27 protein-coding genes are annotated in these 24,901 nt (G+C 72.7%); 7 read left to right on the forward strand and 20 right to left on the reverse strand.

Features of this window, described 5'->3' with window-relative positions:
* Positions 1 to 253: 253 nt before the first annotated feature.
* Both ACZ45Q_RS28905 and ACZ45Q_RS28910 read left to right on the forward strand, forming a co-directional pair.
* Positions 254 to 1,555, forward strand: a complete 1,302-nt coding sequence (locus tag ACZ45Q_RS28905; RefSeq protein WP_468266627.1) for a 3-oxoacyl-ACP reductase — start codon at positions 254 to 256, stop codon at positions 1,553 to 1,555.
* Entirely contained in the window at positions 1,555 to 2,412 is an 858-nt protein-coding gene (locus tag ACZ45Q_RS28910; protein WP_468266629.1) for a MaoC family dehydratase, read from the forward strand. Before ACZ45Q_RS28905 ends, ACZ45Q_RS28910 begins: the two co-directional genes overlap by 1 nt.
* Before the next feature lie 98 nt (positions 2,413 to 2,510).
* Here ACZ45Q_RS28910 and ACZ45Q_RS28915 read toward each other — a convergent pair whose 3' ends face one another.
* From ACZ45Q_RS28915 to ACZ45Q_RS28955, 9 genes are all read right to left on the reverse strand, one after another.
* Positions 2,511 to 3,188, reverse strand: coding sequence for a TetR/AcrR family transcriptional regulator (locus tag ACZ45Q_RS28915; RefSeq protein ID WP_468266631.1), 678 nt, complete (start codon positions 3,186 to 3,188; stop codon positions 2,511 to 2,513).
* Between the two features lie 48 nt (positions 3,189 to 3,236).
* Entirely contained in the window at positions 3,237 to 4,553 is a 1,317-nt protein-coding gene (locus ACZ45Q_RS28920; RefSeq protein ID WP_468266633.1) for a dicarboxylate/amino acid:cation symporter, read from the reverse strand.
* A 72-nt stretch (positions 4,554 to 4,625) separates the two neighbouring features.
* Positions 4,626 to 4,727: a putative leader peptide gene (locus tag ACZ45Q_RS28925; RefSeq protein ID WP_468266635.1), complete on the reverse strand. Its 102-nt coding sequence runs from the start codon at positions 4,725 to 4,727 to the stop codon at positions 4,626 to 4,628.
* A 184-nt stretch (positions 4,728 to 4,911) separates the two neighbouring features.
* On the reverse strand, positions 4,912 to 5,211 hold the full coding sequence (locus ACZ45Q_RS28930; protein ID WP_468266637.1) for a DUF4229 domain-containing protein: 300 nt from the start codon (positions 5,209 to 5,211) through the stop codon (positions 4,912 to 4,914).
* A 137-nt stretch (positions 5,212 to 5,348) separates the two neighbouring features.
* A complete protein-coding gene (locus ACZ45Q_RS28935) occupies positions 5,349 to 5,876 on the reverse strand; it encodes a GNAT family N-acetyltransferase (RefSeq protein WP_468266639.1) in 528 nt (175 codons plus the stop codon).
* A gap of 16 nt (positions 5,877 to 5,892) precedes the next feature.
* Positions 5,893 to 6,543: a UdgX family uracil-DNA binding protein gene (locus tag ACZ45Q_RS28940; protein ID WP_468266641.1), complete on the reverse strand. Its 651-nt coding sequence runs from the start codon at positions 6,541 to 6,543 to the stop codon at positions 5,893 to 5,895.
* Positions 6,544 to 6,741: 198 nt separating this feature from the next.
* Positions 6,742 to 7,905, reverse strand: coding sequence for an aminofutalosine synthase MqnE (gene mqnE, locus ACZ45Q_RS28945; RefSeq protein WP_468266643.1), 1,164 nt, complete (start codon positions 7,903 to 7,905; stop codon positions 6,742 to 6,744).
* Positions 7,906 to 7,955: 50 nt separating this feature from the next.
* Positions 7,956 to 8,411 (reverse strand): Lrp/AsnC family transcriptional regulator, encoded by a 456-nt coding sequence (locus tag ACZ45Q_RS28950; RefSeq protein ID WP_416525587.1) that lies wholly within the window; start codon positions 8,409 to 8,411, stop codon positions 7,956 to 7,958.
* Positions 8,412 to 8,510: 99 nt separating this feature from the next.
* Positions 8,511 to 9,200 carry a UbiX family flavin prenyltransferase gene (locus ACZ45Q_RS28955; RefSeq protein WP_468266646.1) on the reverse strand — a complete coding sequence of 230 codons (690 nt, stop codon included), beginning with the start codon at positions 9,198 to 9,200 and terminating at the stop codon, positions 8,511 to 8,513.
* A gap of 91 nt (positions 9,201 to 9,291) precedes the next feature.
* Between ACZ45Q_RS28955 and ACZ45Q_RS28960 the strand changes: the two genes are divergently transcribed.
* Positions 9,292 to 9,915, forward strand: coding sequence for a rhomboid family intramembrane serine protease (locus tag ACZ45Q_RS28960; protein ID WP_468266648.1), 624 nt, complete (start codon positions 9,292 to 9,294; stop codon positions 9,913 to 9,915).
* A gap of 30 nt (positions 9,916 to 9,945) precedes the next feature.
* Here the strand turns inward: ACZ45Q_RS28960 and mqnP are convergent, their stop codons facing one another.
* Positions 9,946 to 10,851, reverse strand: a complete 906-nt coding sequence (gene mqnP, locus ACZ45Q_RS28965) for a menaquinone biosynthesis prenyltransferase MqnP (RefSeq protein ID WP_468266650.1) — start codon at positions 10,849 to 10,851, stop codon at positions 9,946 to 9,948.
* Positions 10,848 to 12,305, reverse strand: coding sequence for a menaquinone biosynthesis decarboxylase (locus ACZ45Q_RS28970; protein ID WP_468266652.1), 1,458 nt, complete (start codon positions 12,303 to 12,305; stop codon positions 10,848 to 10,850). Before ACZ45Q_RS28970 ends, mqnP begins: the two co-directional genes overlap by 4 nt.
* A 76-nt stretch (positions 12,306 to 12,381) precedes the next feature.
* On the opposite strand from ACZ45Q_RS28970, the gene ACZ45Q_RS28975 reads away from it, so the two are divergent.
* Entirely contained in the window at positions 12,382 to 12,690 is a 309-nt protein-coding gene (locus ACZ45Q_RS28975; protein WP_468266654.1) for a PLD nuclease N-terminal domain-containing protein, read from the forward strand.
* Positions 12,691 to 12,740: 50 nt separating this feature from the next.
* Here the strand turns inward: ACZ45Q_RS28975 and ACZ45Q_RS28980 are convergent, their stop codons facing one another.
* Positions 12,741 to 14,837 carry a serine/threonine-protein kinase gene (locus ACZ45Q_RS28980; RefSeq protein ID WP_468266656.1) on the reverse strand — a complete coding sequence of 699 codons (2,097 nt, stop codon included), beginning with the start codon at positions 14,835 to 14,837 and terminating at the stop codon, positions 12,741 to 12,743.
* Positions 14,838 to 15,077: 240 nt separating this feature from the next.
* Between ACZ45Q_RS28980 and ACZ45Q_RS28985 the strand changes: the two genes are divergently transcribed.
* A complete protein-coding gene (locus ACZ45Q_RS28985; RefSeq protein WP_468266659.1) occupies positions 15,078 to 15,680 on the forward strand; it encodes a TetR/AcrR family transcriptional regulator in 603 nt (200 codons plus the stop codon).
* A gap of 55 nt (positions 15,681 to 15,735) precedes the next feature.
* Here ACZ45Q_RS28985 and ACZ45Q_RS28990 read toward each other — a convergent pair whose 3' ends face one another.
* From ACZ45Q_RS28990 to ACZ45Q_RS29005, 4 genes are all read right to left on the reverse strand, one after another.
* On the reverse strand, positions 15,736 to 16,113 hold the full coding sequence (locus ACZ45Q_RS28990) for a hypothetical protein (RefSeq protein WP_468266661.1): 378 nt from the start codon (positions 16,111 to 16,113) through the stop codon (positions 15,736 to 15,738).
* Between the two features lie 18 nt (positions 16,114 to 16,131).
* Positions 16,132 to 16,998 carry a helix-turn-helix domain-containing protein gene (locus tag ACZ45Q_RS28995; RefSeq protein ID WP_468266663.1) on the reverse strand — a complete coding sequence of 289 codons (867 nt, stop codon included), beginning with the start codon at positions 16,996 to 16,998 and terminating at the stop codon, positions 16,132 to 16,134.
* A 230-nt stretch (positions 16,999 to 17,228) separates the two neighbouring features.
* Positions 17,229 to 17,354, reverse strand: a complete 126-nt coding sequence (locus ACZ45Q_RS29000) for a DUF397 domain-containing protein (protein WP_468266785.1) — start codon at positions 17,352 to 17,354, stop codon at positions 17,229 to 17,231.
* Positions 17,302 to 18,264: a helix-turn-helix domain-containing protein gene (locus ACZ45Q_RS29005; protein WP_468266665.1), complete on the reverse strand. Its 963-nt coding sequence runs from the start codon at positions 18,262 to 18,264 to the stop codon at positions 17,302 to 17,304. The genes ACZ45Q_RS29000 and ACZ45Q_RS29005 overlap by 53 nt, the downstream gene beginning before the upstream one ends.
* A 104-nt stretch (positions 18,265 to 18,368) precedes the next feature.
* Between ACZ45Q_RS29005 and ACZ45Q_RS29010 the strand changes: the two genes are divergently transcribed.
* Positions 18,369 to 18,830: a DUF7848 domain-containing protein gene (locus ACZ45Q_RS29010; protein ID WP_468266667.1), complete on the forward strand. Its 462-nt coding sequence runs from the start codon at positions 18,369 to 18,371 to the stop codon at positions 18,828 to 18,830.
* Between the two features lies 1 nt (position 18,831).
* On the opposite strand, the gene ACZ45Q_RS29015 is transcribed toward ACZ45Q_RS29010, so the two are convergent.
* The gene (locus ACZ45Q_RS29015) at positions 18,832 to 20,364 is read right to left on the reverse strand and encodes a carboxylesterase/lipase family protein (RefSeq protein ID WP_468266669.1); all 1,533 of its coding nucleotides are present in this window, start codon (positions 20,362 to 20,364) and stop codon (positions 18,832 to 18,834) included.
* A 185-nt stretch (positions 20,365 to 20,549) separates the two neighbouring features.
* Between ACZ45Q_RS29015 and ACZ45Q_RS29020 the strand changes: the two genes are divergently transcribed.
* Positions 20,550 to 21,263: a MerR family transcriptional regulator gene (locus tag ACZ45Q_RS29020; protein WP_468266671.1), complete on the forward strand. Its 714-nt coding sequence runs from the start codon at positions 20,550 to 20,552 to the stop codon at positions 21,261 to 21,263.
* Positions 21,264 to 21,285: 22 nt separating this feature from the next.
* On the opposite strand, the gene ccsB is transcribed toward ACZ45Q_RS29020, so the two are convergent.
* The 3 genes from ccsB to ACZ45Q_RS29035 all read right to left on the reverse strand — a co-directional run bounded on the left by ccsB (position 21,286) and on the right by ACZ45Q_RS29035 (position 24,901).
* Positions 21,286 to 22,302, reverse strand: coding sequence for a c-type cytochrome biogenesis protein CcsB (gene ccsB, locus ACZ45Q_RS29025; protein ID WP_468266787.1), 1,017 nt, complete (start codon positions 22,300 to 22,302; stop codon positions 21,286 to 21,288).
* A 92-nt stretch (positions 22,303 to 22,394) separates the two neighbouring features.
* Positions 22,395 to 24,134 carry a cytochrome c biogenesis protein ResB gene (resB, locus tag ACZ45Q_RS29030; protein ID WP_468266673.1) on the reverse strand — a complete coding sequence of 580 codons (1,740 nt, stop codon included), beginning with the start codon at positions 24,132 to 24,134 and terminating at the stop codon, positions 22,395 to 22,397.
* Complete coding sequence (locus ACZ45Q_RS29035) at positions 24,134 to 24,901, reverse strand: cytochrome c biogenesis CcdA family protein (protein WP_468266675.1); 768 nt, start codon at positions 24,899 to 24,901, stop codon at positions 24,134 to 24,136. Before ACZ45Q_RS29035 ends, resB begins: the two co-directional genes overlap by 1 nt.

Raw genomic sequence — 24,901 nt, forward strand, 5'->3', positions numbered from 1 at the left:
GCCCGGCCGTCCGAAGCCGGACGGCCCGCAGCCCGAGGGCCCCGGCCGACCTGGGCCCCGGCCGAGCGGGCCCCGACGGCTCGCGCCCCGACCCACCGCCCTCCGACCCAGCGCCATCCCGACCCGACCACTGCCCTCCGACCACCGCACCCCGCCCCCCCTCGACCACCGCCCTCCGACTCAGCGCCATCCCGACCCACGCACCCCGACCCCACCACCCCGACCCACCACCGACCCCGACCGGGAGACACGCATGGCCGACCGTTACCTCAGCCTCGCCGGCACCGCGCCCGGCCGCTTCCTCACCCGGCGCCTGGGCCTGCCGCAGCCGGCGCCGCTGCTGCGCCGGTCCTCCGGCGCCCGCACGCTGGAGGGCGGCCTGCTGCACCTGACGGCCGGCACGTCCGGCCTGGACCTCGCCCCCGTCCTCGCCCGGACGGGACTCGGCGAGGACACCGGCACCCCGGGCGCCGTCGTCCTCGACGCCACCGGCGTGCGGGACGTCGAGACGCTGGCCGAGGTGCACGCGGCCCTGCACCCGGTCGTCCGGTCGATCGCCGCCAGCGGACGGGTCGTCCTGCTCGGCGCCCCGCTCGATCCCGCCGACCACCACCAGGCCGCCGCCCAGCAGGCACTGGAGGGCTTCACCCGCTCGCTCGGCAAGGAGATCGGCCGGGGCAGGACCGTCAACCTGGTCCGGCTCACCGACGCCGCACCCGCCGAGTCCACCCTGCGCTTCCTGCTCTCCCCCGCCTCCGCCTACGTCAGCGGCCAGGTCGTCGAGGTCGGCGCCGGGCGGACCCGCACCCCGGACGACTGGGACCGCCCCCTGGCCGGCCGCACCGCCCTGGTCACCGGCGGTGCGCGCGGCATCGGCGAGGCGGTCGCCGAGACGCTGGCCCGGGACGGCGCCCGGGTCGTCGTCCTCGACGTGCCGCAGGCGGAGGCGGACGCCCGGCGCGTCGCGGAACGGCTCGGCGGGACGGCGCTGCCCCTGGACATCACCGCCGCCGACGCCGGCGACCGGATCGCCCGCGCCCTGCCCGACGGCCTCGACGTGCTGGTCCACAACGCGGGCGTCACCCGGGACCGGCGACTGGTCAACATGCCCGCCGAACGCTGGAGTTCCGTGCTGGAGGTCAACCTGGCGAGCGTGCTGCGCACCACCGACGCGCTGCTCACCGCCGGCACGCTGCGGGCCGGCGGCCGGATCGTGGCCACCGCCTCCATCGCCGGGCTCGCGGGCAACGCGGGACAGACCAACTACGGGGCGAGCAAGGCCGGGATCGTCGGTCTGGTCCGCGCCCTGGCCCCGCGCGCCCTGGCCGAGCACGAGGTCACGGTCAACGCGGTCGCGCCGGGGTTCATCGAGACCAGGATGACGGCGGCCGTCCCGCTGTTCATCCGGGAGGCGGGCCGCCGGATGAACTCCCTCGCCCAGGGCGGGCTGCCCGTCGACGTCGCCGAGACGACCGCCTGGCTCGCGCATCCGGCGTCCGGGGCGGTCAACGGCCAGGTCGTGCGGGTCTGCGGCCAGAGCCTGCTGGGGGCGTGATGACCGGCGACGCGAACACCACGACCCTCACCGGCACGCCCGCCCTGCCGCCGCTGCTGGCGCGCGGCGCCCTGCTCTCGCCGTTCAAGCGGCCCCGCCCCGACGCCGGCCATCCCCGTACCCGCCTGGTCCTGCCCGGCCTGCGCGTCGATCTCGCGCGGCTGGCGGCGTACGAGCGGGTGTGCGGGTTCGCGACCGGGGCGGACGCGCTTCCGGTGACGTATCCGCACGTGCTGGGCTTCCCGCTGGCGATGCGGCTGATGAGCGGGCGGGACTTCCCGCTGCCGCTGCTGGGCCTGGTGCACACCTCGATCGGCATCACGCGGTGGGCGGCGATGCCGGCGAGCGGGGAGTACGAACTCGCCGTGCACGTCGCCGGGCTGGCGCCGCACCGGCGCGGGACCGAGGCCGCGGTCGTCACCGAGATGCGCAGGGGCGGGGAGGTCGTGTGGCGGTCACGCAGCACGTATCTGGCGCGGCACCGCACCGGCCGGCCGGTCGAGGAGAGGACGGTCCGGCGCGAACCCGGTCCGCTGCCGGTGCGGGGCGAGTGGCGGCTCGGCGACGACCTGGGGCGGCGCTACGGTGCCGCGTCCGGCGACCGCAACCCGATCCACCTGCATCCGCTCACCGCGCGCCTGTTCGGCTTCCCGCGGGCCATCGCGCACGGCATGTGGACGGTGGCCCGGTGCCTGGCCGCGCACGGCACGCCCGAGGCGGTGGTCGTGGGCGCCGAGTTCCGGGCGCCGGTGCTGCTGCCGGGGACGGTGGTGTACGGGGCGGAGGACGGCCGGTTCGACCTGCGCGCCGCCGCGGACGGCCGGCTGCATCTCACCGGCGACGTCCACCCGGCCTGACCGGCCGGCGCCCGGAACTCGGACCGGGCCGGGCGACGGGGACGTGCGCCCGGCCCCGGCGTCCCCGCCCCTGCCCTGCTCGGTATCCGACTACCCGACTACCCGGCCCGAGCGACCGTCGCGGCCGGGTCGTCCTCCGGTGGTGACCAGGAGCGGCCCCGCATGAGGTCGCCCAGGCCGGCCCAGGCGAAGTTCATCAGGGTGGCCGCCGCCTGCCGGGCCGTCACGCCCGGGGTGGCACCGGCCCAGTCGGCGAGCGACTCGGCGGCGCCGACCAGGGCCTCGGCGAGCCCGGCGACCTCGTGTTCGGGCAGGTCGGGGTCCCGGTGGGCCTCGCGGGCGGCGGCGGCGATCAGCTGCGTGACGAACGCGACGATCTCCTCGCGCAGCGCCGTGACCTCGGCGGCGAACCGCTCGCCGTGGGTGCGGGCCTGGAGGTGCAGCACCGCCCAGCCGTCCGGGTGCCGGGCGGTGTGCGTGAAGAAGGCCGTCAGGCCGTTCCAGAGCTGCCGGTCCGCCGGCAGGTCCGCGTGCCGGGTGCCGGCCCGGACGGCCGCGACGAGCGCCTGGGCCTCGCGCCGGATGCAGGCGCTGAAGAGGTCTTCCTTGGAATTCAGATACAGGTAGACCAACGGCTTGGAGACACCGGCGAGTTCGGCGATCTCGTCCATCGACGCGGCCATGTAGCCGCGCTGCCCGAAGATCGTCACGGCGGCGTCCAGCATCTGCTGCTCACGGACCGCACGCGGCATCCGTCTGGTCTTCCCTGCACCCATGCGGATCAGCGTACGGTCCGTGCGGCGGCCGGCAGGCGGTTCCGGCCGTCAGGCGACGGCGGCCACCGGCTCCTTGTCCTGCTCGCGCGCGGGCTCCGGCTCGTCGAGCGGGGAGCTGTGCGCCCGGTCGTAGGCCGTGCGGTCGAGCAGGCCCTCGCGGGCGGAGACGAGGACCGGGACCAGGGCCTGGCCGGCGACGTTGGTCGCGGTGCGCATCATGTCCAGGATCGGGTCGATGGCGAGCAGAAGGCCGACGCCCTCCATCGGCAGGCCGAGCGTGGACAGGGTCAGCGTCAGCATGACCGTGGCGCCCGTGAGACCGGCCGTGGCGGCCGAGCCGACCACCGAGACGAACGCGATCAGCAGGTAGTCGGTGACTCCGAGCTGGATGTCGAAGATCTGCGCGACGAAGATCGCGGCGATCGCGGGGTAGATCGCGGCGCAGCCGTCCATCTTGGTCGTCGCGCCGAACGGCACGGCGAAGGACGCGTACTCCTTCGGCACCCCGAGGCGCTCGGTGACCTTCTGGGTCAGCGGCATGGTGCCGACCGAGGAGCGGGAGACGAAGGCCAGCTGGATGGCGGGCCAGGCGCCCTTGAAGAACTGGAGCGGGTTGGCCTTGGCGACGGTGGCGAGCAGCGTCGGGTAGACCACGAACATCACGATGGCGCAGCCGACGTAGATGTCGGCGGTGAAGGTGGCGTACTTGCCGATCAGGTCCCAGCCGTAGGTGGCGATGGCGTTGCCGATCAGGCCGGCGGTGCCGATCGGGGCGAGGCGGATGACCCACCACAGGGCCTTCTGGAGAAGGGCGAGGACCGACTCGCTCAGGTTCAGGATCGGCTGGGCCTTCTCGCCGAGCTGGAGGGCCGCGATGCCGGCGACGGCGGCCATGAAGACGATCTGGAGAACGTTCAGGTCGGTGAACGGCGTGATGACGTCGGTCGGCACGATGCCGGTCAGGAAGTCGATCCACGAGCCGGTGCTCTCCGGCTCGGCGCCGTCGGCGGGGGTCAGGCCGGTGCCGGCGCCGGGGTTGGTGACGAGGCCGATGACGAGGCCGATGGCCACCGCGATCAGCGACGTGATCATGAACCAGAGAAGGGTGCGGGACGCCAGGCGGGCCGCGTTGTTGACCTTCCGCAGGTTGGTGATCGACACCAGGATCGCGAAGAAGACGAGGGGGGCGACGGCCAGCTTCAGCAGGCCGACGAAGGTGCCACCGACCTTCTCCAGGGTGGTGACCAGCCAGGAGAGGTCCTGGCTGCGGGCCAGCCAGCCCAGCAGGACGCCGAGGACGAGACCGGCGAGTATCTGGGCCCAGAAGGGCACCTTGAAGGACTTCGTGCGTGTGGACACGGACATGCTCCGTTAGGGGACGGGACGCGGGGACGGACGCGCTGTACTGACGTGGGCGATGACGGATGAAGAGGTACGTCAGGGGCGACAGGTCGCGGACGCGCACCGACAGAGGTCCACGTGCAGGCGCGCCACGAGCGGAACGCTCGACGGCGGGTGGGGCGCGGCTGCGTGCTTCATGCACACGACTTTAACACCCATGCTTTCAGGCACTCAAAGCCTCACTTTGAGAGGCCGGGGCGCCCGGATGCCCGTAAAACGCAAAGCGCCCCGGTTTCCTGCGGATTGGGAAACCGGGGCGGGTGCGTCTGTGACGGAGGTTACGGCGAGCGACGCGGAGGCGCGGACGGGGCCGGGGCCGGCGTCAGGAGGCCTGTCCCTGGGCCCGCGCGGTGTCGTCGGCGACGTCCTCCTGGCTGCGGCTGGCCTCCAGGTCGGCCTTCATCCGGCCGACCCGCTCCACGACCTGCACGGAGGCCCGGTCGCGCTCTTTGCGCAGCACCACGAAGCTGATGGGCGCCGAGATCAGCAGGGAGAGCAGGACGATCCACATCCCGTTGGAGTCACCCAGGCCGCGCGGGAAGACTCCGGCGTAGACGAGACCCCAGACGACCACGAGGCAGCCCACGAAGATCCCGAGGCGCATCAGCGTGTAGCGGAGCATCTCAATCCACTCTTCCGTTTCTGGCACAAAGAGGCACTGTCCAGTGAAGCACGCCGGGCCGCGGGGCCCGCAGGCGGGTCCGGTGGCGGGCCCCGGACCGTGCCGGCGGGCCACGCCGGTGATGCCTCACCGGGGGCTCAGCAGCCCAGCGGCAGCAGCATGACGACGTCGTCGCGGTCGTCGCCGGGCGCCACCCGGATCGCGCCGGGCACCCGGCCGACCTCCTTGTAGCCGCAGGACTCGTAGAACCGCTCCAGGCCGAGGCCGCCGCGGCAGGTGAGGCGGATCGCCTCGATGCCGTCGACGGTGCGGGCCGCGTCCGCGGCGGCGGCCATGAGGTCCCGGCCGTAGCCCCGGCCCTGGTGGCGGGGGTGCACCATCACCGTGTAGAGCCACAGCCAGTGCGTCATCAGCCGGTGGGTGTTGAGGGTGAGGAACGCGGTGGCGGCCACCCGTCCGTCCGCGTCGTGCCCGACGAGCAGCCGGGTGCGGCCCTCGGCCATGGCCACCATGTGCCTGACCAGCTCGGGACGGATGGCCTCCCGGTCCGCCGGCGGGACGAAACCGACCGAGCCGCCCGCGTCGGTGACGTCGGTCCACAGGTCGAGGATGCCGTCACGGAGCTGGGGCGTGACGGGGGGATCGAGCATGAAGGTAAGGGACACGCATCGATGGTAACCATTACCCCAGAGCGTCGGCCGCCACCTTCAGGTCGGCCAGCAGCCCCCGGTAGGCGGCGTCCCGGTCGTCCGCCCGCAGCACCGACGAGGGGTGCACGGTCGGCACCAGCCGCTCGGGGCGCCCGTGGATCTCCTCCTCCAGGACCGTGCCGCGCACCCGGGTGACCCGGAACGAGGACCCGAGCAGCGCCTTGCCGGCGGTGGCGCCGAGCACGACGATCAGCTCGGGCTCGACCAGCGCCAGCTCGGCGGCGAGCCACGGCCCGCACGCCGTCATCTCGCGCAGGGTGGGCGCCTTGTGGATCCGGCGCTTGCGCGGCTCGGCCTGCGTGAACTTGAAGTGCTTGACGGCGTTGGTGACGTACGCGTCCGCCGGGTCGATGCCGGCCTCCTCCAGCGCGCGGTCCAGGAGCCTGCCGGCCGGGCCGACGAAGGGCTCGCCCCGCCGGTCCTCCTGGTCGCCGGGCTGCTCGCCGACGAGCATGACGCGGGCGTCCGCCGTGCCGGCGCCGAAGACGGTCTGCGTGGCGTCTCTGTGCAGCGGGCACCCCCGGCAGCCGGCCGCGGCCTTCCGCAGGGCGGCGAGCCCTCCGCGCGCCGGCACGAAGGGCTCCGCCGTGTAGGCGTCCTCGGGGGCTCGGGTGGTGGGCATGGCCCCCGGGTACCCGCCGCGGAGGCCATGCATCCTGCCGGGTGCGGGCGTACGGGGGCCGGTCGCGCCGTTCCCCGCGCCCCTTGGGGCACGTGCGGTGAACGCCCCTGAAAGGGGCGCGGGGAACGGCGCGAGCAACCCCACACCTCCCGCACCATGCGACCGAAGACCCCTCACACCCTCATCGGCTGAAGACCCTCACACCCTCATCGGCTGCGGAGACTCCCGGCGCCCGGCGTCGGGACCCTCGTACTCGCGGATGATCTCGTACCGCGTGTTCCGCTCCACCGGCCGGAACCCCGCGTCGCGGATCAGCTCCAGCAGGTCCTCCCGCGTGAGCTTGTTCGGCGTGCCGTAGTTGTCGGCGTCGTGCGTGATCTTGTACTCGACCACCGAGCCGTCCATGTCGTCCGCGCCGTGCTGGAGGGCCAGCTGCGCGGTCTGCACGCCGTGCATCACCCAGAAGACCTTCACGTGCGGGACGTTGTCGAACAGCAGCCGGGAGACCGCGAAGGTCTTCAGGGCCTCCGCGCCGGTCGCCATCTGCGTCCGGGCCTGGAGCCGGTTGCGGATCTTGCCGTCCCTCATGTCCACGAAGTCGTGCTGGTAGCGCAGCGGGATGAAGACCTGGAAGCCGCCGGTCTCGTCCTGGAGCTCACGCAGCCGCAGCACGTGGTCGACGCGGTGGCGGGGCTCCTCGATGTGGCCGTACAGCATGGTGCACGGGGTCTTCAGCCCCTTCTCGTGCGCCAGGCGGTGGATGCGCGACCAGTCCTCCCAGTGGGTGCGGTGGTCCACGATGTGCTGCCGGACCTCCCAGTCGAAGATCTCGGCGCCGCCGCCGGTCAGGGACTCCAGACCGGCGTCGATCAGCTCGTCCAGGATGTCGCTCGCGCTCATCCCGGAGATCGTCTCGAAGTGGTGGATCTCGGTGGCGGTGAAGGCCTTGAGCGAGACCCCCGGCAGGGCGGCCTTCAGCTCGCGCAGGGAGCGCGGGTAGTACCGCCACGGAAGGTTGGGGTGCAGCCCGTTGACGATGTGCAGCTCGGTGAGGTTCTCGCTCTCCATCTCCTTGGCGAGCTTGACGGCCTCCTCGATGCGCATGGTGTACGCGTCCTTCTCCCCCGGCTTGCGCTGGAAGGAGCAGTAGGCGCAGGAGGCCGTGCACACGTTGGTCATGTTGAGGTGGCGGTTGACGTTGAAGTGGACGACGTCGCCGTTCTTGCGGGTGCGCACCTCGTGGGCGAGGCCGCCGAGCCACGCCAGGTCGTCCGACTCGTACAGCGCGATGCCGTCCTCGCGGGTCAGCCGCTCACCGGAGCGGACCTTCTCCTCCAGCTCGCGCTTGAGCCCGACGTCCATGCCGATACCTCTTTCCTGAGACAGACTGCGTCCACCGTACGCCCGGCCCGCTACACCTCTTCGGGCAGCTCACCGACCCGGTTCTCCCACTTCGTGGACAGCACGATCGTGGTACGGGTACGGGAGACGCCCTTGGTCCCGGAGAGCCGGCGGATGATCTTCTCCAGGCCGTCGACGTCGGTCGCGCGCACCTTGAGCATGTAGGAGTCGTCGCCCGCGATGAACCAGCAGTCCTCGATCTCCTGGAGATCCTTCAGCCGCTGCGCCACGTCCTCGTGGTCGGCGGCGTCGGAGAGCGAGATGCCGATCAGGGCCGTGACGCCGAGGCCCAGCGAGGCGGCGTCCACGGTGGCCCGGTAGCCGGTGATGACACCGGCCGCCTCCAGCCGGTTGATGCGGTCGGTGACGCTGGGTCCCGACAGACCGACGAGGCGCCCCAGCTCCGCGTAGGAGGCCCGGCCGTTCTCTCTGAGGGCCTGGATGAGCTGCCTGTCCACCGCGTCCATTGCGATCGAAGCCTTCCGGTGAGGAGGTCTGAGAAGGTGCTGAGTAGGTAGGAGTCGAAGAGTTTCCCGCAACGTGTGCCCGTGGGCCCGTCGGTGAGGTCAGGCGGGGCGCGAGCCGCCGCCCAGCTCCCCCCGCCAGCGCCGGTAGAGGCCGTGCTCGACGCCCGCCGCGTCCAGGACGCGTCCGGCGACGAAGTCCACCAGGTCCTGGATGTGCGTCGCCCCCGCGTAGAAGGCCGGTGAGGCGGGCACCACGGCCGCGCCCGCGTCGTCCAGCGCGACCAGGTGTCTGAGGGTCCGGCCGTCCAGCGGGGTCTCCCGGACGGCCACCACCAGCGCGCGCCCCTCCTTCAGGGTCACGCTCGCCGCCCGCTGCAACAGGTCCTTGGACAGGCCGAGGGCGACCCCCGCCACGCACGCCGTCGAGGCGGGCACGATCAGCATGCCCTTGGTGCGGTACGAGCCGGAGGACGGCCCCGCGGCCAGGTCACCGGCGCTCCAGTGCCGTACGCGGCCGAGGTCGTCGGCCACGTCGAAGGCGCCGGGCTTGCCGTCCGCTCCCCGCGACAGCCACTCCCGCAGGTCCTCCTGCCAGTGGGCGTCGCGGAAGGAGATGCCGGTCTCGTCGAGCAGGGTGAGCCGCGAGGCCCGGCTGACGACCAGGTCGACGCTCTCGCCCGCGGCGAGCAGCGCGCGCAGCACCGAGGCGGCATACGGAGTGCCGGAGGCGCCGGACACCCCTACGATCCAAGGCGTACGCGGCGTCTCTCCTGGCTTGACTGGGTTCACGACACCGAGCCTATCCGGCGCCGAGGGGTGGGAACCGGCCAAGGGTGCCCGGGCGTTGTCCAGAGGGGACGCGCACGCAGTGGGGGTCGACATGTCGGGTACGCCGGACACGCGGGGACCGGGCCGCCAGTGGGGGCGCGGTGAGCGCGCTAAGACCGCGGCCAAGCTGATGGTGGCCTGGGTGGCGCTGCTGTGGCTGCTGGAGCTGATCGACGTGGCCTCGGGCCATGCGCTGGACCGCTTCGGCATCGTCCCGCGCGTGCCGTCCGAGCTGGTCGACGTGGTGCCCGCGTCGTTCGTCCACTTCGGCTTCGCCCATGTGGCCGCCAACAGCGTGCCGCTGCTGGTCCTCGGCTTCCTGGCGGCCCTCGGCGGCATCGGCCGGTTCCTCGCGGTGTGCGCGCTGATCGTCGTGGCCGACGGCATCGGGGTCTGGCTGGTCTCCCCGGGGTACAGCAACACCGCGGGCGCCTCCGGCCTGATCTTCGGCCTCTTCGGCTACCTGCTGGTCAGCGGCTTCGTGGAGCGCCGCCCGCTCGGCGTCCTGGTCGGCGTCGTGATCGCCGCGATCTGGGGCGGCACCATCCTGGCGGGCCTCGCCCCGACCCAGTCCGGCGTGAGCTGGCAGGGCCATCTGATCGGCCTGGCGGCGGGCGTCCTGGCGGCGTTCGTGTTCCGCCGGGGGCCCGATCGGCCCACTCCGCTCATACGGTGAGACGCACCCGGCCGGACCCAACGGTGAGACTCACACGGTGAGCCCGCGCACCAGCAGGTCCAGCAGCGCGCACACGAACAGGGCGATGCCGATGAAGCCGTTGACGCTGAAGAACGCCCGGTTCAGACGGGACAGGTCGTGGGGGCGCACGATGGAGTGCTCGTAGACGAACGCACCCGCGACGATCAGCAGGCCCAGCCAGAAGAAGACGCCGGCGCCGGTGGCGAGGGCGTACCAGGCGAACAGGGCCGTGGTCACGGCGTGGCAGGCGCGGGCGCCCCAGATCGCGGCCGGGACGCCGAAGCGGGCCGGGACCGACTTCACGCCGATCCGGCGGTCGGTCTCGACGTCCTGGCAGGCGTAGATCAGGTCGAAGCCGCCGATCCAGATGCCGACGGCCAGGCCGAGGACCACGGCGTCCCAGGACCAGCTGCCGGTGATCGCCAGCCAGCCGCCGATCGGGCCCATGGCCTGGGCGAGACCGAGGATGGCCTGCGGGAAGTTGGTGAACCGCTTGCCGTACGGGTACACCACCATCGGCACGACGGCGACGGGCGCGAGGGCCAGGCAGAGCGGGTTGAGCAGGGCCGCCGCGCCGAGGAAGACCACGAGGGCGACGATCGCGCCGGTCCAGGCGTGCTTCACCGACATCGCGCCGGTCACCAGTTCGCGGTGGGCGGTGCGCGGGTTCCGGGCGTCGATCTCGCGGTCGATGATCCGGTTGACGGCCATCGCGAAGGTGCGCAGGCCGACCATGGCGATAGTGACCAGCAGCAGCCGGCCCCAGTGGATGTTCTTGTCCCACTGGTACATCGCGGTGAGCGAGGCGATGTAGGCGAAGGGCAGCGCGAAGACGGAGTGCTCGATCATCACCAGGCGCAGGAACGCCTTCGTGCGCCCCGGCTGCTGCGGAAGCGCGGCGGAAGCCGACGTCACAGTCCGTACTCCTTCCACCGGCGGTCGACCTTCGCCGCCGTCTCCGGGTCGGACAGCACCATGTCCGGCCAGCCCCCGTCGCGGGTGTACCCCTCCTCGGGAAGCTTCTTCGTGGCGTCGATGCCCGCCTTGCCGCCCCAGAACTGCTGGTACGAGGCGTGGTCCAGGTGGTCGACGGGGCCTTCCACGACGGTCAGGTCCCGCGCGTAGTCGGTGTTGCCGAGCGCCCGCCAGGCGACCTCGTGCAGGTCGTGGACGTCGCAGTCGGCGTCGACGACCACGATCAGCTTGGTCAGCGACATCATGTGGGCGCCCCAGATGGCGTGCATGACCTTCTGCGCGTGCTTGGGGTACTTCTTGTCGATCGAGACGATCGCGCAGTTGTGGAAGCCGCCGGCCTCGGGGAGGTGGTAGTCCACGATGTCCGGGACGATGATCTTCAGCAGGGGCAGGAAGAACCGCTCGGTCGCCCGTCCCAGCGGGCCGTCCTCCGTCGGGGGCCGCCCGACCACGATCGACTGGAGCAGCGGCCGCTTCCGCATCGTCACGCAGTCGATGGTCAGCGCGGGGAAGGGCTCCTGCGGGGTGTAGAAGCCGGTGTGGTCGCCGAAGGGCCCCTCGGGCAGCATCTCGCCGGGCTCCAGCCAGCCCTCCAGCACGACTTCCGCCTGCGCCGGGACCTGGAGCGGCACGGTCTTGCAGTCGACCATCTCGATCCGCTTGCCCGCGAGGAAGCCGGCGAACAGGTACTCGTCGATGTCGCCGGGGAGCGGGGCGGTGGAGGCGTAGGTCACGGCGGGCGGGCAGCCGAAGGCGATGGCGACCGGCAGCCGCTCGCCGCGCCGGGCGGCGACCTGGTAGTGGTTCCGGCTGTCCTTGTGGATCTGCCAGTGCATGCCGATGGTGCGCCGGTCGTGGCGCTGGAGCCGGTACAGCCCGAGGTTGCGGACGCCGGACTCGGGGTCCTTGGTGTGCGTCAGGCCCAGGTTGAAGAAGGACCCGCCGTCCTCGGGCCAGGTGAACAGCGCCGGGAGCCGGTCGAGGTCGACGTCGTCGCCCGTCAGCACGACCTCCTGGACGGGGGCCTGACCGGGCTTGACCTTCTTCGGCGGTACGTGGGTCATCGCGCCGAGCTTGCCGAAGGCCTCCCGGACACCGACGAACCCGTGCGGCAGCTCGGGCTTGAGCAGGCCGCCGATCTTGTCGGAGATCTCGCCGTACGACTTCAGGCCCAGCGCCTTGAGCAGGCGGCGGTCGGTGCCGAAGACGTTCATCGCCAGCGGCAGGTCCGAGCCCTTCACGTTCTCGAAGAGCAGCGCGGGACCCCCGGCCTTGTTCACCCGGTCGACGATCTCCCCGACCTCCAGATGCGGATCGACCTCGGCCTTGATGCGCTTGAGGTCGCCCTCGCGCTCCAGAGCCCTGAGCAGGGAGCGAAGATCGTCGTAAGCCATGGGGTCAAGTATCCCCGAGCGGCTACCCTGGCCCTGTACCGACCCCGTGTCCCGTCGCTTCCGCTGGAGAGGCCCCATGCTCCGGGTGCTGATGTTCCTCGTGCCACTGGCGTTGAGCGTCTACGCGTTCATCGACTGCATCAGCACGAAGGACGACGATGTGCGGCACATGCCGAAGCCGCTGTGGGCGATCCTCGTGCTGCTGTTCCCGCTGGTCGGCTCGATCTCGTGGATCATCGCCGGCAAGAAGCGGCAGCCGGCCGGCGCCGGGTGGCAGCGGCAGGGCGGACGGCAGTGGGTGGCGCCGGACGACAACCCCGACTTCCTGAAGTCGCTGGACGACGACGACCGCAAGGAACGCGGCGAGGAGCCCAAGGGCGACTGAGACCGGCGGCGACGCGCCCCGGCCGGCCCCGACGACGCCCCGACGCCGCGTCAGCCGCGCGTCCAGCGCTGGGACGCCGCCCCCGTGCAACCGGCCGTCATGACACCGCCGTTGGTGCCGAGGTCGAGGCAGCCTCCGTTGGACACGCTCCGCAGCGCCCCGCCGGAGACGGCCCGCCAGGAGGCGGACCCGCTGTCGCAGCGGCCCACGAAGACGGCCTGCCCGAGCATGTTGGCGTACAGGCACTGCCCGCCCGCGGTCACCAGCTGGACGCCGCCGTCCGGTGCGCCGCGGACGGTCCAGGACGCGGCGGTGCCGGAACACGAGCCGTGGCCCGCGGCGCTGTACAGGGAGATCAGGCAGTTCCCGTTGTCGCCGTTGCGGTAGCGGTGGCTGCCGGTGGAGGGGGTGCCGGGTGCGGTGCCGCCACCCGACGTACCACTGCCCGACGTACCACTGCCCGACGTGCCGCCGCCGGAGGCGGTACCGCCGGACGTGCCGCCCGAGCCGCTTGAACCGCCGGAGCCACCCGAGCCGCCGGAACCGCCGGAGCCGCCGGAGCCGCCGGAGGCAGTGGAGCCGCCCGGTTCGCCGTCCGAGCCCTGCCCCGTGCCGCCGGCCGCCGCCCCGGCCCCGTCCGAGCCGCCCGCTCCTGCCACCGGGCCCCGGCCACCGCCGCCCCCGCCGTGACCGCCGTCCTTGCCGGCTGCCCCTTCCTTCCCCCCGTCACCACCGCCCGTCTTTCCCTTGCCGTCCTCGCCCTCACCCTCGGACGCCGCCGGTGACGGCGGCGACGACCGGCCGGACGCTCCCGCCCCCGACGGCCCGCCGTCCGGTGACGCCGTGGCCGGAGCGGTGGCCGGGGCCGGCACCGCGCTCGACCCGTCGCGCGGCGCGGAGGAGTGGGGCAGGAGGCCGACCGCCAGCGTCGTGGCGCCCGTGACGACCACGACCGGAAGGACGGCGAGCAGGACCCGGGGCCCTCGCCACCGCTCCTTCCCTGAGGGGCCGGAGGCCGGTTCCTCGGTGGGTGCCGGGTCCCGTGTCACGGGCGCCTCGGACGCCGTGTCGGGTACGGGACCCGCCGCCGGGGCTTCCTCCGGTCCCGCGGCGGGCCCGGCGGTCGACGCCGGAGCCGCCTCGCGTTCCGCGGCGGGACCGGCTTCCTGCTCAGCAAGCTCTCCGGGCCGCGGGGGCCGGGCCGCGAAGGCGGCCCGTTCCGCCAGCGTCGCGGCGACGGCCTCGGGCCACGGCGGGGCGCCGGCCGGGGCGTGAGCGTCGGCGAGTCCGAGCAGTTCGGCGGCGGTGGGACGGCCCTCGTAGTCCTTGTCGAGGCAGGAGGCGACGACGTCGGCGAGTTCCGGGTCCAGGTCGCGCAGCGGCTGGAGACCGGGCTGCTCGTGCACGATCCGGTAGAGCACGGCGTGGCCGGACTCGTCGCCGAAGGGCGGCCTGCCCGAGGCGGCGTACGCCAGCACCGACCCCAGCGCGAAGACGTCGACCGCGCCGCTCGACGCCCGTACGCCCGAGGCCTGTTCGGGCGACATGTAGGCGGGCGTGCCCACCACCATGCCGGTCCGGGTCACCTGGCTCTGCTCGGCGGCACGCGCGACACCGAAGTCGATGAGGGTGGCACCGTCGGCGGTCAGCATCACGTTGGACGGCTTCAGGTCCCGGTGCACCATGTCCAGCGCGTGCACGGCGGCCAGCCCGGAGGCGGCCTCCCGCAGCAGCGGCCACAGCGCGTCGGCGGGCAGCGGCCCGTGCAGCTCGACGGCCTCGCGCAGGGTGATGCCGGGCACGTAGGCCGTGGCGAACCACGGGGGCCGCGCGGTGCGGTCACCGGCGAGCAGCGGGGCGGTCGCCTCGGCGGGCAGCCGGGCGAGGTTGTCCAGCTCGTGTCCGAAGCGGCGGACGAACTGGGGGTCCTCGGCCACGACGGACGGCAGCACCTGCTTCACCGCGACGTGGCGGCCCTCGTGCACGCCGAGGTACACCCGCCCCATGCCGCCGGCGCCGAGCCGCCCGAGCAGCGGGATCGGTCCGATCCGCCTCGGGTCGTCCTCCTCCAGCGGCTCGGCACCGCTGCCCGCGAGCTCCGGCCCCTGCGTCCGCTCCGGCCTCTCCGGACCCTCCGGCCCCTCCACGCGCCCCCCGCTCGTCCTCGACCCGGCCCCGCGTCCGTGCGCTCCCCCCGGATCGCACGGACGGGGACGCGGTCCGCAACCGGCACGAGTCTGACCCAAGAGGCCACCGTTTGGAAGGCTTTTCTAGAAACTCGCTCTAGAAATTCTTCTGGAACAGCGGCCCGGGAGGCGTGTTCTACGCTGTCGCTCACGGTGCCCGGCAGGCGCCCGGCACAGCAGCTCCACCGAGGACGGTCGTCGATGAGCCCGAAGCAGCAACGCGGTGAGGTCACTGCCGAGCTGCTGCTCGACGCGGCCCTGCGCCTGTACACGGAGTCGGGCAAGCAGGGTGTGACCGTCAGCGCGGTCACCAAGGCCAGCGGGGTCAGCCTCGGCAGCCTCTACCACCACTTCGGCAGCATCGACGGCCTGCTCGTCGCCCTCGCGGAGCGCTGGACGCACCGGCTGCTGGGCGATCTGGTCACTGCGGTGACGGCCACGGACACGGCCCGCGCCGGGATCGAGGCGGTGGTGCGGGCTTACATCGCCTTCGTGCGCGACCACCCCGGAGCCGCGCTGCTCATCCACTCCCCGTACGCCGACGAGCGCATGATGGGCAACGCCAGGGAGGCGCGTGCGGCGCAGGAGCCCGCCGTGTCGGCGTTCGCCCTGTGGGCGCGGCCGCACATCGAGTCCGGCGAACTGGCCCCGCTCCCCCAGCCGCTCTTCGAGGCCCTGATCCTGGGCCCGGTCGTCGCCGTGGCCCGCCGCTGGCTGGCCGGCATCCACGACATCGACCTCGACACCGCCGCCCGCGACCTGCCGGACCGCATCTGGCGCTCGGTGAGCGCGAACCCTGCCTGAACGGACGGCAGCTCTCCGACCGTCGCTCCTCGAAGGGTTCTCGACTCAGAAGCCCTCAGGTGCCCGACCGTGCACGTGCAGCGCCTCTAACTGCCTTCATGGCCTCGTCCAGAGCCGCGCTCAACTCCCGCAGTGCTTCCTGGGCGACGGCAGCATCCTGATGTTCCAGATCACGCCGGGCGCGGGCATGGCGGGCGGACAGGTCGGGGCGGCGAGCGATCTCGATGTCCCTGGCCCAGGTCAGGACCCAGCTCCGCACCGGGCTGAGGGACTGCCACTCGACGGCCTTGGCGAAGGCCTCGTCCTTCGACTGCCGCATCTCCGTGAGGCGGCCGGGGGCGACGACGGCGAGCGCGGTTCGCAGGGCATCGGGCGTCTGCTCCGGACGCCAGGGTAGTCGTGCGGGACGGCTGAGGCGCGGGGCTACGGACATCGCGGGCGTTTCTCCTGGTCAGCCTTGGGGCGAGAGGGGGTGCGCCGAGCGGCAGTCGCGGCAGCGGTGCTCGGCCTCGGGGGCGCGGAAGCCGCGGTCGCAGCCGTCGCAGTTCCGCAGGGGGTACCGGGGTGGCGGTGAGGCGGCCGGTGGGCGAAACGGCGGGGGTGGCGGCAACTGGGCCCTGAGGCGATGGGCCAGGAGGGCGGCCGGGCGGCGCATTCCCTCCGGTGGCAGGTCGGTGGTCAAGGCGTGGCGTACGGCCGCGGGGGGCACGTCCCGCTCCAGCCAGGCGGCGACGCCGGGGGCCAGGTGGGTCGTGTCGCAGGTCGACAGGAGCAGGCGGGAGTCGCGGTCGCGCAGGCCGGCGAGGAGGTCGGTGGCCTGCTGGAGCAGCGCGGGGGCCTTGCGGCTGGGCTGCGGTACGGCGGGAAGGGGACGCGGCTTGCGGGGCGCGCGGCGCGGGGTGTTCTCCCGGGCGGGTGCGTGCGGGTGCACGGCGGTGCGGCGCCGGGCCGCTGCCGCCGGGTGGTTGCAGGAGACGGTACGGGTCACGATGCGGCCGCCCGGAACGCGCTCGCGTTCGCGGCGCAGGTACCCGTGGGCCTCCAGCTCGCGCAGGGCGGCGGCGATGCGGGCCGTGCCCTCCTTGAAGCGGGCGGCCAGGCTCTTGATGTCCACGGGGGTGCCCGCGCGGACCGACTGGATGTGGACGCCCAGTCCGATCGCCAGCAGGGAGAGTTCGGGGTGCTGGGCCAAGTGGTTGCCGACCACCACGAAGTGGGATGTGTGGCGGACGTTGTCGTGGATCACGCCGGAGGGGTGACGATTGCCGTCAACGGCGGACCGGGCGCGCCGGGGCACGCTAAGGTCGTGGGTACCCATCAGGAAGCTCTTCTCTTCCTCGGTGGTCAGGCCCTCGCGGGGATCGCTACTCCCCGACGGGGGCCGACATATGTCAGCGGTTGTTGCGCTGAGCGTAAGGGAGTTGGGCCCCGCGAATTCCAGTCCGGCCGGTGATGTTCACCCGCGTGAGTGAGGCCGCGCCGAGGGCGGGAGGGGTGGGGCTTGGTGGGGTTCTTTCTCCCCGGTGTGCCTTTCAGTGACCGCCCGCGTCACCGCAGCCCGAGGAACCGGGACCCGGTGAACGCCGCCCACGCCGAGCGGCTGACGACCAGGACGGGACCGTCAGGGGTCTTGCTGTCGCGGACGGGGACGACGCCGGGGATATCGGGGGCGATTTCGACGCAGTTGCCGCCGTTCTCGCCGCTGTAGCTGCTCTTGATCCAGATCGTCGTCGCGTTGGCTTCGTGGCTGCTCATGGTGCCCGTACCCTTCCATCGCGTCGCCGATGAGGGCGAGAGTCTCGCGGGCCGACATGGCGTCCGCCCTGAGCACATCATAGGCGTGAGCATGACGGGCGTAGACGTCCGGATCGCTGGTGAAATGGCCTCGGTCCAGCGACTCCGAGTACACCCACCGCTCCCCGCCGGGCAGTTCGATCAGTGACATGGAGACGTTGGGGCGCAGCAGTTCCGGATAGCTCGCCGGTGCCACCTGGATACGGATGTTGGGGCGTCGCGCCACGTCCAGGAGAGCCGCGCACTGGTCACGCATGACGTCGCCGCCCCCGACCACATTGCGCAAGCAGCTCTCGTCCAGCACCACGACGTACGAGGGACCGCCCTCCGCCAGGAAGCGCTGCTGTCGGCTCAGCCGCGCCCGTACACGCTCCTCCAGTTCCTCGCCTCGCGCGACGCGGGCGAACAGCGCCCTCGCGTACCGCTCCGTCTGCAACAGCCCCGGCACCAGGCGCTCTTGGTACTCCCGCAGGGACACCGCCACCGCGTCCATCTCGGCCCTCCGCCGGAACCAATCCGGATGCTCCACCCGCGGATACCAGTCGATCCGCCCCCACAGCCGCCCCAGCACCCCGCCCGTGTCCAGCAGTTCGTCGCACGTCTTCGCGAACGTGTCCTGCGGTACCCGCGTGCCCGCCTCCACGCGGGCCACGTGCGAGCGGTCGCACGGGATGCGGCGGGCCAGTCCCTCCTGCGTCAGCCCCGCCGCCTCCCGGAAGTGCTTGAGCACCTCGCCGAACACGGCGGCCGTGCTGGCCCCCGTACCGGCCTCGGCGTTGCGTCGGCTCACGGTTCCCCCTCCGTGACAGTGCGCGAGTGTCACGCGGCAAGCGTTGCCACCCAAGATTCCCCTGAGCCACGCTCGGTACACCGAGAGTGACGAAAGGGATGCGCATGGATCTGAGTGCCGAGGTGCGGGAGGCCAACCGCCGTTCGGTGGCCCGCTTGTCGACGTCGTACCCGCTGGTCTCCGTGGGTCCGCCGCCGGAACCGGTGCCCGGCTGTGCCGAGTGCGCGGAACTGGCCGGGCGGCGCGCGCAGGCGCGGGCGGCGGGCGACGGCAGTGCGGAGACCGACGCCGACGTGCTGCTCGCCCGGCACCAGCGGCAGCGGCACGCCGGGCGCCGGGCGTTCCGGTACGTGCCGTACGTGATCGTGCAGGACGCGTCCGCGCAGCCCGAGTACCAGGCATGGTGCGTCTGGGGGGACGAGGCGGACTGCGGGGCCTCCTCCGGGCCGTGGCCGTGCCCGGAGGAGGTGGAGGAGTGGCAGCGCAGGCACACCCGGGAGACCCGGCACCTGCGCTACCGCCGCTGTTTCGCGGACTACGCGGTGCTGGAGGCGCCGGGCCCGTGAGTCAGGAGGCGTTCCACAGGTCGCACTTGTGGGATTCCGGGAACGTGGTCACCGGGGCGATCGGATCCGGTGCCAGGACCTGCACCTTCGGGAACCGCGGCCAGCGCGGGGCGTCGGTCGCGTACGGGACGCCGGTGCGGGCGAAGTTGGTCCAGTAGTCCAGCATCCTGTCGGCCAGGGCGTTCTGGGCCGGGGTGCCGTCGACGCCGCCGAAGACGTAGCGGATCTCCGAGCCGTGCGGGGCGCCGAGCGGGAAGCTCACCGGCAGGTTCAGGTAGGCCATGGCGTCGGGGTCGGCGAACTCGTACTGGTAGGAGCGGGTGTGATCGGCCATCAGGGCGGCCGTGCGGGACTGGAGGCAGGCGAACTGGGAGTCGGTGAGGATCGCGCCCAGGGCCTCGGCGGGGGTGCCGTACTCCGACAGCGGGTAGCGGGCGAGGATCGTGTCGGTCCGGTCGCCGTACAGGGCGCGGACGGCCGCCGGGTAGCCGGCCGCGGTGAGTGGCCGGCCGACCAGGTCGTAGGTGGTGGCCACGGTCAGCCGGCCCTCGTCGGCGGTGGTCCCCTGGAGGACGGGGACGCGGTGGAAGCGTCCGCTCGCCAGGGCGTCGGGCACCTGGCTCGGCAGGACCCGGCCGTCGACGTTGGGGACCCAGCGGGCGGTGGGGGCCTGTGCGGCGGCGAGGAGTTCGGCGGCGGGCCGGGCCCGCAGGCAGGCCACGTCCTGGCAGCCCAGGGACTGCGCCCAGGCGGCGCCGGTGCGCTGCTGGGACTCCTGGGCGGGCAGCGGGAAGCCGCAGCCCGACTGGGCGATGGCGCGGTCGAACAGGCCGAGCGCCCCGGGCGAGACCAGGTGCTGGCAGACGCTGCCGCCGCCCGCCGACTCACCGAAGACCGTCACGTTGCCCGGGTCACCGCCGAACGCGGCGATGTTGGCCCGCACCCAGCGCAGGGCGGCCTGCTGGTCGAGCAGCCCGTAGTTGCCGGAGACGCCGTGCGCGGACTCGTCGGCGAGGCCCGGATGGGCGAGGTAGCCGAAGGCGCCGAGGCGGTAGTTGAGGGTGACGACGACCACGTCGCCCCGGGCGGCCAGCTCACCGCCGTCGTAGAAGGCCCCGGAGCCGACGGTGAAGCCGCCGCCGTGGATCCACACCATCACGGGCCGCTTCAGCGGTGAGCGGTCGGCGGGCGTGTGGACGTTCAGGTAGAGGCAGTCCTCGCTGGGGGTGCCGGGTCCGGCGAGGTCGCCCCACGGGGTGGACGAGGGGCCCTGCATGCAGGGATCGCCGGGCTCGGTGGCGTCGCGGACGCCGGTCCAGCGGGCGGGCGGCAACGGCGGCTTCCACCGCCGGTCGCCGACCGGCGGGGCGGCGTAGGGGATGCCGAGGTAGTCGTGCGCGCCGTCGCCGGCCGTGCCGCGCACCTGCCCGTACCAGGTGGTGGCGGTCGGCGCCGTGGCCGCCGCGGCGGGGGCGGCGGACAGTCCGACGGCCGACAGGAGCAGGGCGGCCAGCAGACCGCCGAGACGACGCACCGAAGGACGTGCCCATGACCTGCGTAACGGGTTCGGGTGACCCGCCGGACCTCGTGCGAGCGGATGGGGCATCGGTTCCTCCCGAGGGTCGGTCGCGGATGGACGGTCACCGCAGTGTCGGAGACCGCCGGGCGTCCGGCATCGGGTAAATCACCAGCCCCGCCCCGGCCCTAAGCTCACCCCCGATGACCGACGACCGCCCACGCCGTCTGCGCCCCGTCGACCTGGCCCGGTCGGCCGGGCTGTCGACGCAGCAGATCCGCAACTACGAGGACGCGGGCGTCCTGCCGCCCGCCGCGCGCACCGAGTCCGGCTACCGGGTCTTCGGCGAGCGGCACCGGCGGGCGCTGCTGGCGTACCGGAAGCTCCAGAGGGGGTACGGACCGGTGTCCGCCACGCGGATCATGCGGGCCGTGCACGACGGTGACCTGCCGGGCGCGCTGGCGCTGGTGGACGCCGCCCACGCCGCGCTGCACGAGGAGCGGGTGTCGCTGCGGGCGGCGAGCGAGGCGCTGGAGACGCTCGCGCGGGAGGGGCCCGCGCCGCTGCCCCGCGCCGGCCTGCGCATCGGCGACGTGGCCGGACTGCTCGGCGTACGGACCTCCGCGCTCAGGGTGTGGGAGGCGGCCGGGCTGCTGGCGCCCCGGCGGGAGCGGGGCACGGGCTACCGCGTGTACGACCCGGCGGACGTGCGGGACGCGCGCGTGGTGCACACGCTGCGCCGCAGCCACTATCCGCTGGACCAGATCCGGCCGGTGCTCCAGGGTCTGCGCCGGGAGGGCACCAGCGAGGCGCTGCGCACGGCGATCGCGGCACGCGAAGAGGCGCTCACGGCCCGCACCCGGGCCATGCTGGCCGGGGCGGGCGCGCTGTACGCGTACCTGGAGGAGGGCGGGTGAGCGGCCCTGTGGCCGCGCCGGGTCACACCCCCGCGTAGGAGTGCTTGCCGGAGACGAAGATGTTGACGCCGTAGTAGTTGAACAGCCAGCAGCCGAAGGCGATCAGGGCCAGGTAGGCGGCCTTGCGGCCCTTCCAGCCGGCCGTGGCGCGGGCGTGCAGGTAGCCGGCGTAGGCGACCCAGGTGATGAAGGACCAGACCTCCTTGGGGTCCCAGCCCCAGTAGCGGCCCCAGGCGTCGCCCGCCCAGATGGCGCCCGCGATGATCGTGAACGTCCACAGCGGGAAGACGGCTGCGTTGACCCGGTAGGCGATCTTGTCGAGGGTCGCGGCGGCCGGCAGCCGGTCCAGGACCGAGTTGGCGAAGCGCCCGGGCGTGCCGCCGCTCGCGAGCTTGTTCTCGAAGCTGTCCTTGAAGAGGTACAGGATCGTGGAGACCGCGCCCACGTAGAACACCGCGCCGCAGAAGATCGCCGTGGAGACGTGGATGTACAGCCAGTACGAGTGCAGGGCCGGGACCAGCTGGTCGCTGGCGGTGTAGAGGACGGTGACCGCCAGGCCCAGGTCCAGCAGGACCACGGTGGTCAGCGGCAGGCCGAGCCAGCGGACGTTCTTGCGCAGGGCGAGCAGCGCGAGGTACACGCCGACCGCCGTCGTGGTGAACGTGATGTTGAACTCGTACATGTTGCCCCACGGCGCCCGCTCGACCGACAGCGCGCGCGTGAGCACGCCGCCGGACTCCAGCAGGAAGGCGAGCACCGTGAGGGAGATGGCGATCCGGCCGTACAGGTCGCCCTTCTCGGTGCCGCCGTGCGCGCCGGGCCCGTCCGGTACGTCACGGGAGCCGGCCGCGGAGCGGACGACGACCTCGGGACGCTCCAGCACGGCGGTGCCGCCGGCCTTCTTCACGGTCACCGCGGGGGCGGCGGACCCGGTGCCCGCCTTGCCGGTGAGCGCGGCGGCGGTACGGCCGACCTTGCTGCGGCTGCCGAAGGTCCACTCGGCGATGTAGGCGAAGAAGGCCAGCGTGTAGACCGCCATCGCGGAGTAGATCAGCGTGTTGCTGAGGTTCGCCAGGTTCTCGTTGGTCGCGGCGGCCAGCTGGGTCGCTGCGGCGGTGGCGTCGGCGAGAGTCACTTCTGCTCAGCCCTCTCGGCAGGTGCGGATGCGGGGTCGGGGGTGGCGGGCCCGGACGGCGTGCCGGACTCGGACGGTACGGGATCGGGGGCGCCGGGCGCCTGCCGGTACAGGACGGCGGCGAGGTCGCCGAGTTCCTCGGGCACCTTGGCGGACTCGCTGCGGCCGAGGCCGGCCATCTCGACGACGGTGACGCCGTCCGGGCCCTCGACGGCACGCACCCACACCCGGCGGCGCTGGATGAACAGAGAGGCGGCGAGGCCGAGGACGGCGGCGACGGCGCCGGCGAGCGCCCAGCCGCTGGCGGGCTGCTGGGTGACCTGGAAGCCGGCCCATTCCTTGACGCCCTCGAAGGTCACCGAACCCGCGCCGCCCGGCAGTTCCATGGTCTCGCCGACGGCGAGCTGCTTCTTGAACAGGTTGCCGTCGGCGTCCTTGAACTCCTCCAGGTTCTCCTTGTCGAGCTGGTAGACGCTCTGCGGGAAGCCCGCGTCCACGCCCAGGTCGCCGTGGTAGGCGGACAGCGCCAGCATCGGGTTGAGCAGCGCCGGGAACTGCGACAGCATCGTGGTGCCCTTGCCGCCGTACGTCGGCAGGAAGAACGCGTTGAAGCCGAGCTGCTCCCGCTCGCCCTTCGCGTTGCGGTAGCCGTCCATGACCTTGACGGCGCCGGAGGAGGTGACGTTGGCGTCGAGCGGCAGCAGGGCCACGGCCTCGCGGTCCATGACGACCTTCCCCCGGGCGTCCCGCACGGTGAGGACCGGCGCGTAGCCGTGGCTGACCAGGTAGACCTTGGAACCGTCGATCTCCAGCGGCTCGTTGACCTCGATCTTGGTGGTCTTCTCGTCGCCGAAGGCGCCCTCGCTGTAGGTGACCTCGGCCTCGAAGACGCGGGGCGTGCCGCGGTTGGGGCCGGTCGGCTCGTAGGTGCCGTGGAAGTCCTTCAGGGTGAAGCTGAACGGGTCCAGGTCCCCGGGCGTGAACAGGTTGCCGGACTTGAAGTCGTCGTACTGGGTGAGCGTGTTGGCGAAGCCGTCGCCCTCCAGGATCAGCTTGTTGCCCTCGTACTTGAAGAGCTGGCCCCAGCCGAAGGCGACCAGCATCACGATCAGCGCGATGTGGAAGAGCAGGTTGCCGACCTCGCGCAGATACCCCTTCTCGGCGGCGACCGCGTCGCCGACGGTGTGGGCGCGGAACCGGCGCTTCTTCAGCAGCGCGAGCGCGGCCTCACGGACCTGCTCGGGCCCGGCCTCGGTGCGCCAGGCGGTGTGGGCGGGCAGCCGGGTCAGCCGGCGCGGGGCGCCGGGCGGCCGGCCGCGCAGCTGGCCCACGAACTGCCAGGTGCGCGGGACGATGCAGCCGATCAGGGAGACGAACAGCAGGATGTAGATCGCGGAGAACCACACCGAGCTGTAGACGTTGAAGAGGCCGAGCTTGTCGTAGAGCGGGGCGAGGGTCTCGTGCCGTTCGCGGAAGTCCTCGACCTTGGTGGCGTCGATGCCGGTCTGCGGGATCAGCGAGCCGGGGATCGCGGCCAGCGACAGCAGCAGGAGCAGCAGCAGCGCCACCCGCATCGAGGTGAGCTGCCGCCAGAACCAGCGGGCCCAGCCGATGACGCCCAGCGCGGGCAGGTTGGGTGCCTCCTCGGCGGGCGCGGTGGACAGCTGGGAGCCGGCGGCGCCGAGGTCCTGGTCGTCGCCGGCCTTCGGGGTCGTGTCCGTCGTGGTGTCGCTCATCAGATTCCCGGGGTGAAGCCGTTGGACCAGGTCTGCATCTGCTGCACGAGGCTGTCCCACGCGCCGGTCAGCAGCAGCAGGCCGGTCGCGATCATCATGGTGCCGCCGATGCGCATCACCCACACATAGTGGCGCTTGACCCAGCCGAAGGCGCCGAGCGCCTTGCGGAAGGCGACCGCGGCGAGCACGAAGGGGACGCCGAGGCCGAGGCAGTAGGCGACGGTGAGGACGGCACCGCGGCCGGCCGTCGCCTGCTCGAACGCCAGTGCCTGCACGGACCCGAGGGTGGGGCCGATGCAGGGCGTCCAGCCGATGCCGAACAGCGCGCCCAGCAGCGGGGCGCCCGCCAGCCCGGTCGCCGGACGGGTGTGGAAGCGGAACTCGCGCTGGGTGAGCCAGGGCATCAGCCCCATGAAGAAGGCGCCCATGAGGATCATGAGCACGCCGAGCACCCTGGTCAGGGTGGACTGGTAGTCCTGGAGCGTCTGGCCGAAGTAGCCGAACAGGGCGCCGCCGGAGACGAACACGACGGTGAAGCCCAGGACGAAGAGGGCGGCACCGGAGGCCATCCGGCCGCGCTTGGCCTCGGCGAGATCGGTTCCCGTGACGCCGGTCACGTAGGAGAGGTAACCGGGGACGAGCGGCAGCACGCAGGGCGAGAAGAAGGAGACGAGGCCGGCGAGGACGGCGATCGGCAGGGCGAGCAGCAGCGCCCCGCTGTTGACCGTCTCGCCGGGATCCGCGGCGAGCGTGAACACGGCGTTCAC

The sequence above is a fragment of the Streptomyces sp. NPDC031049 genome (assembly GCF_055571015.1).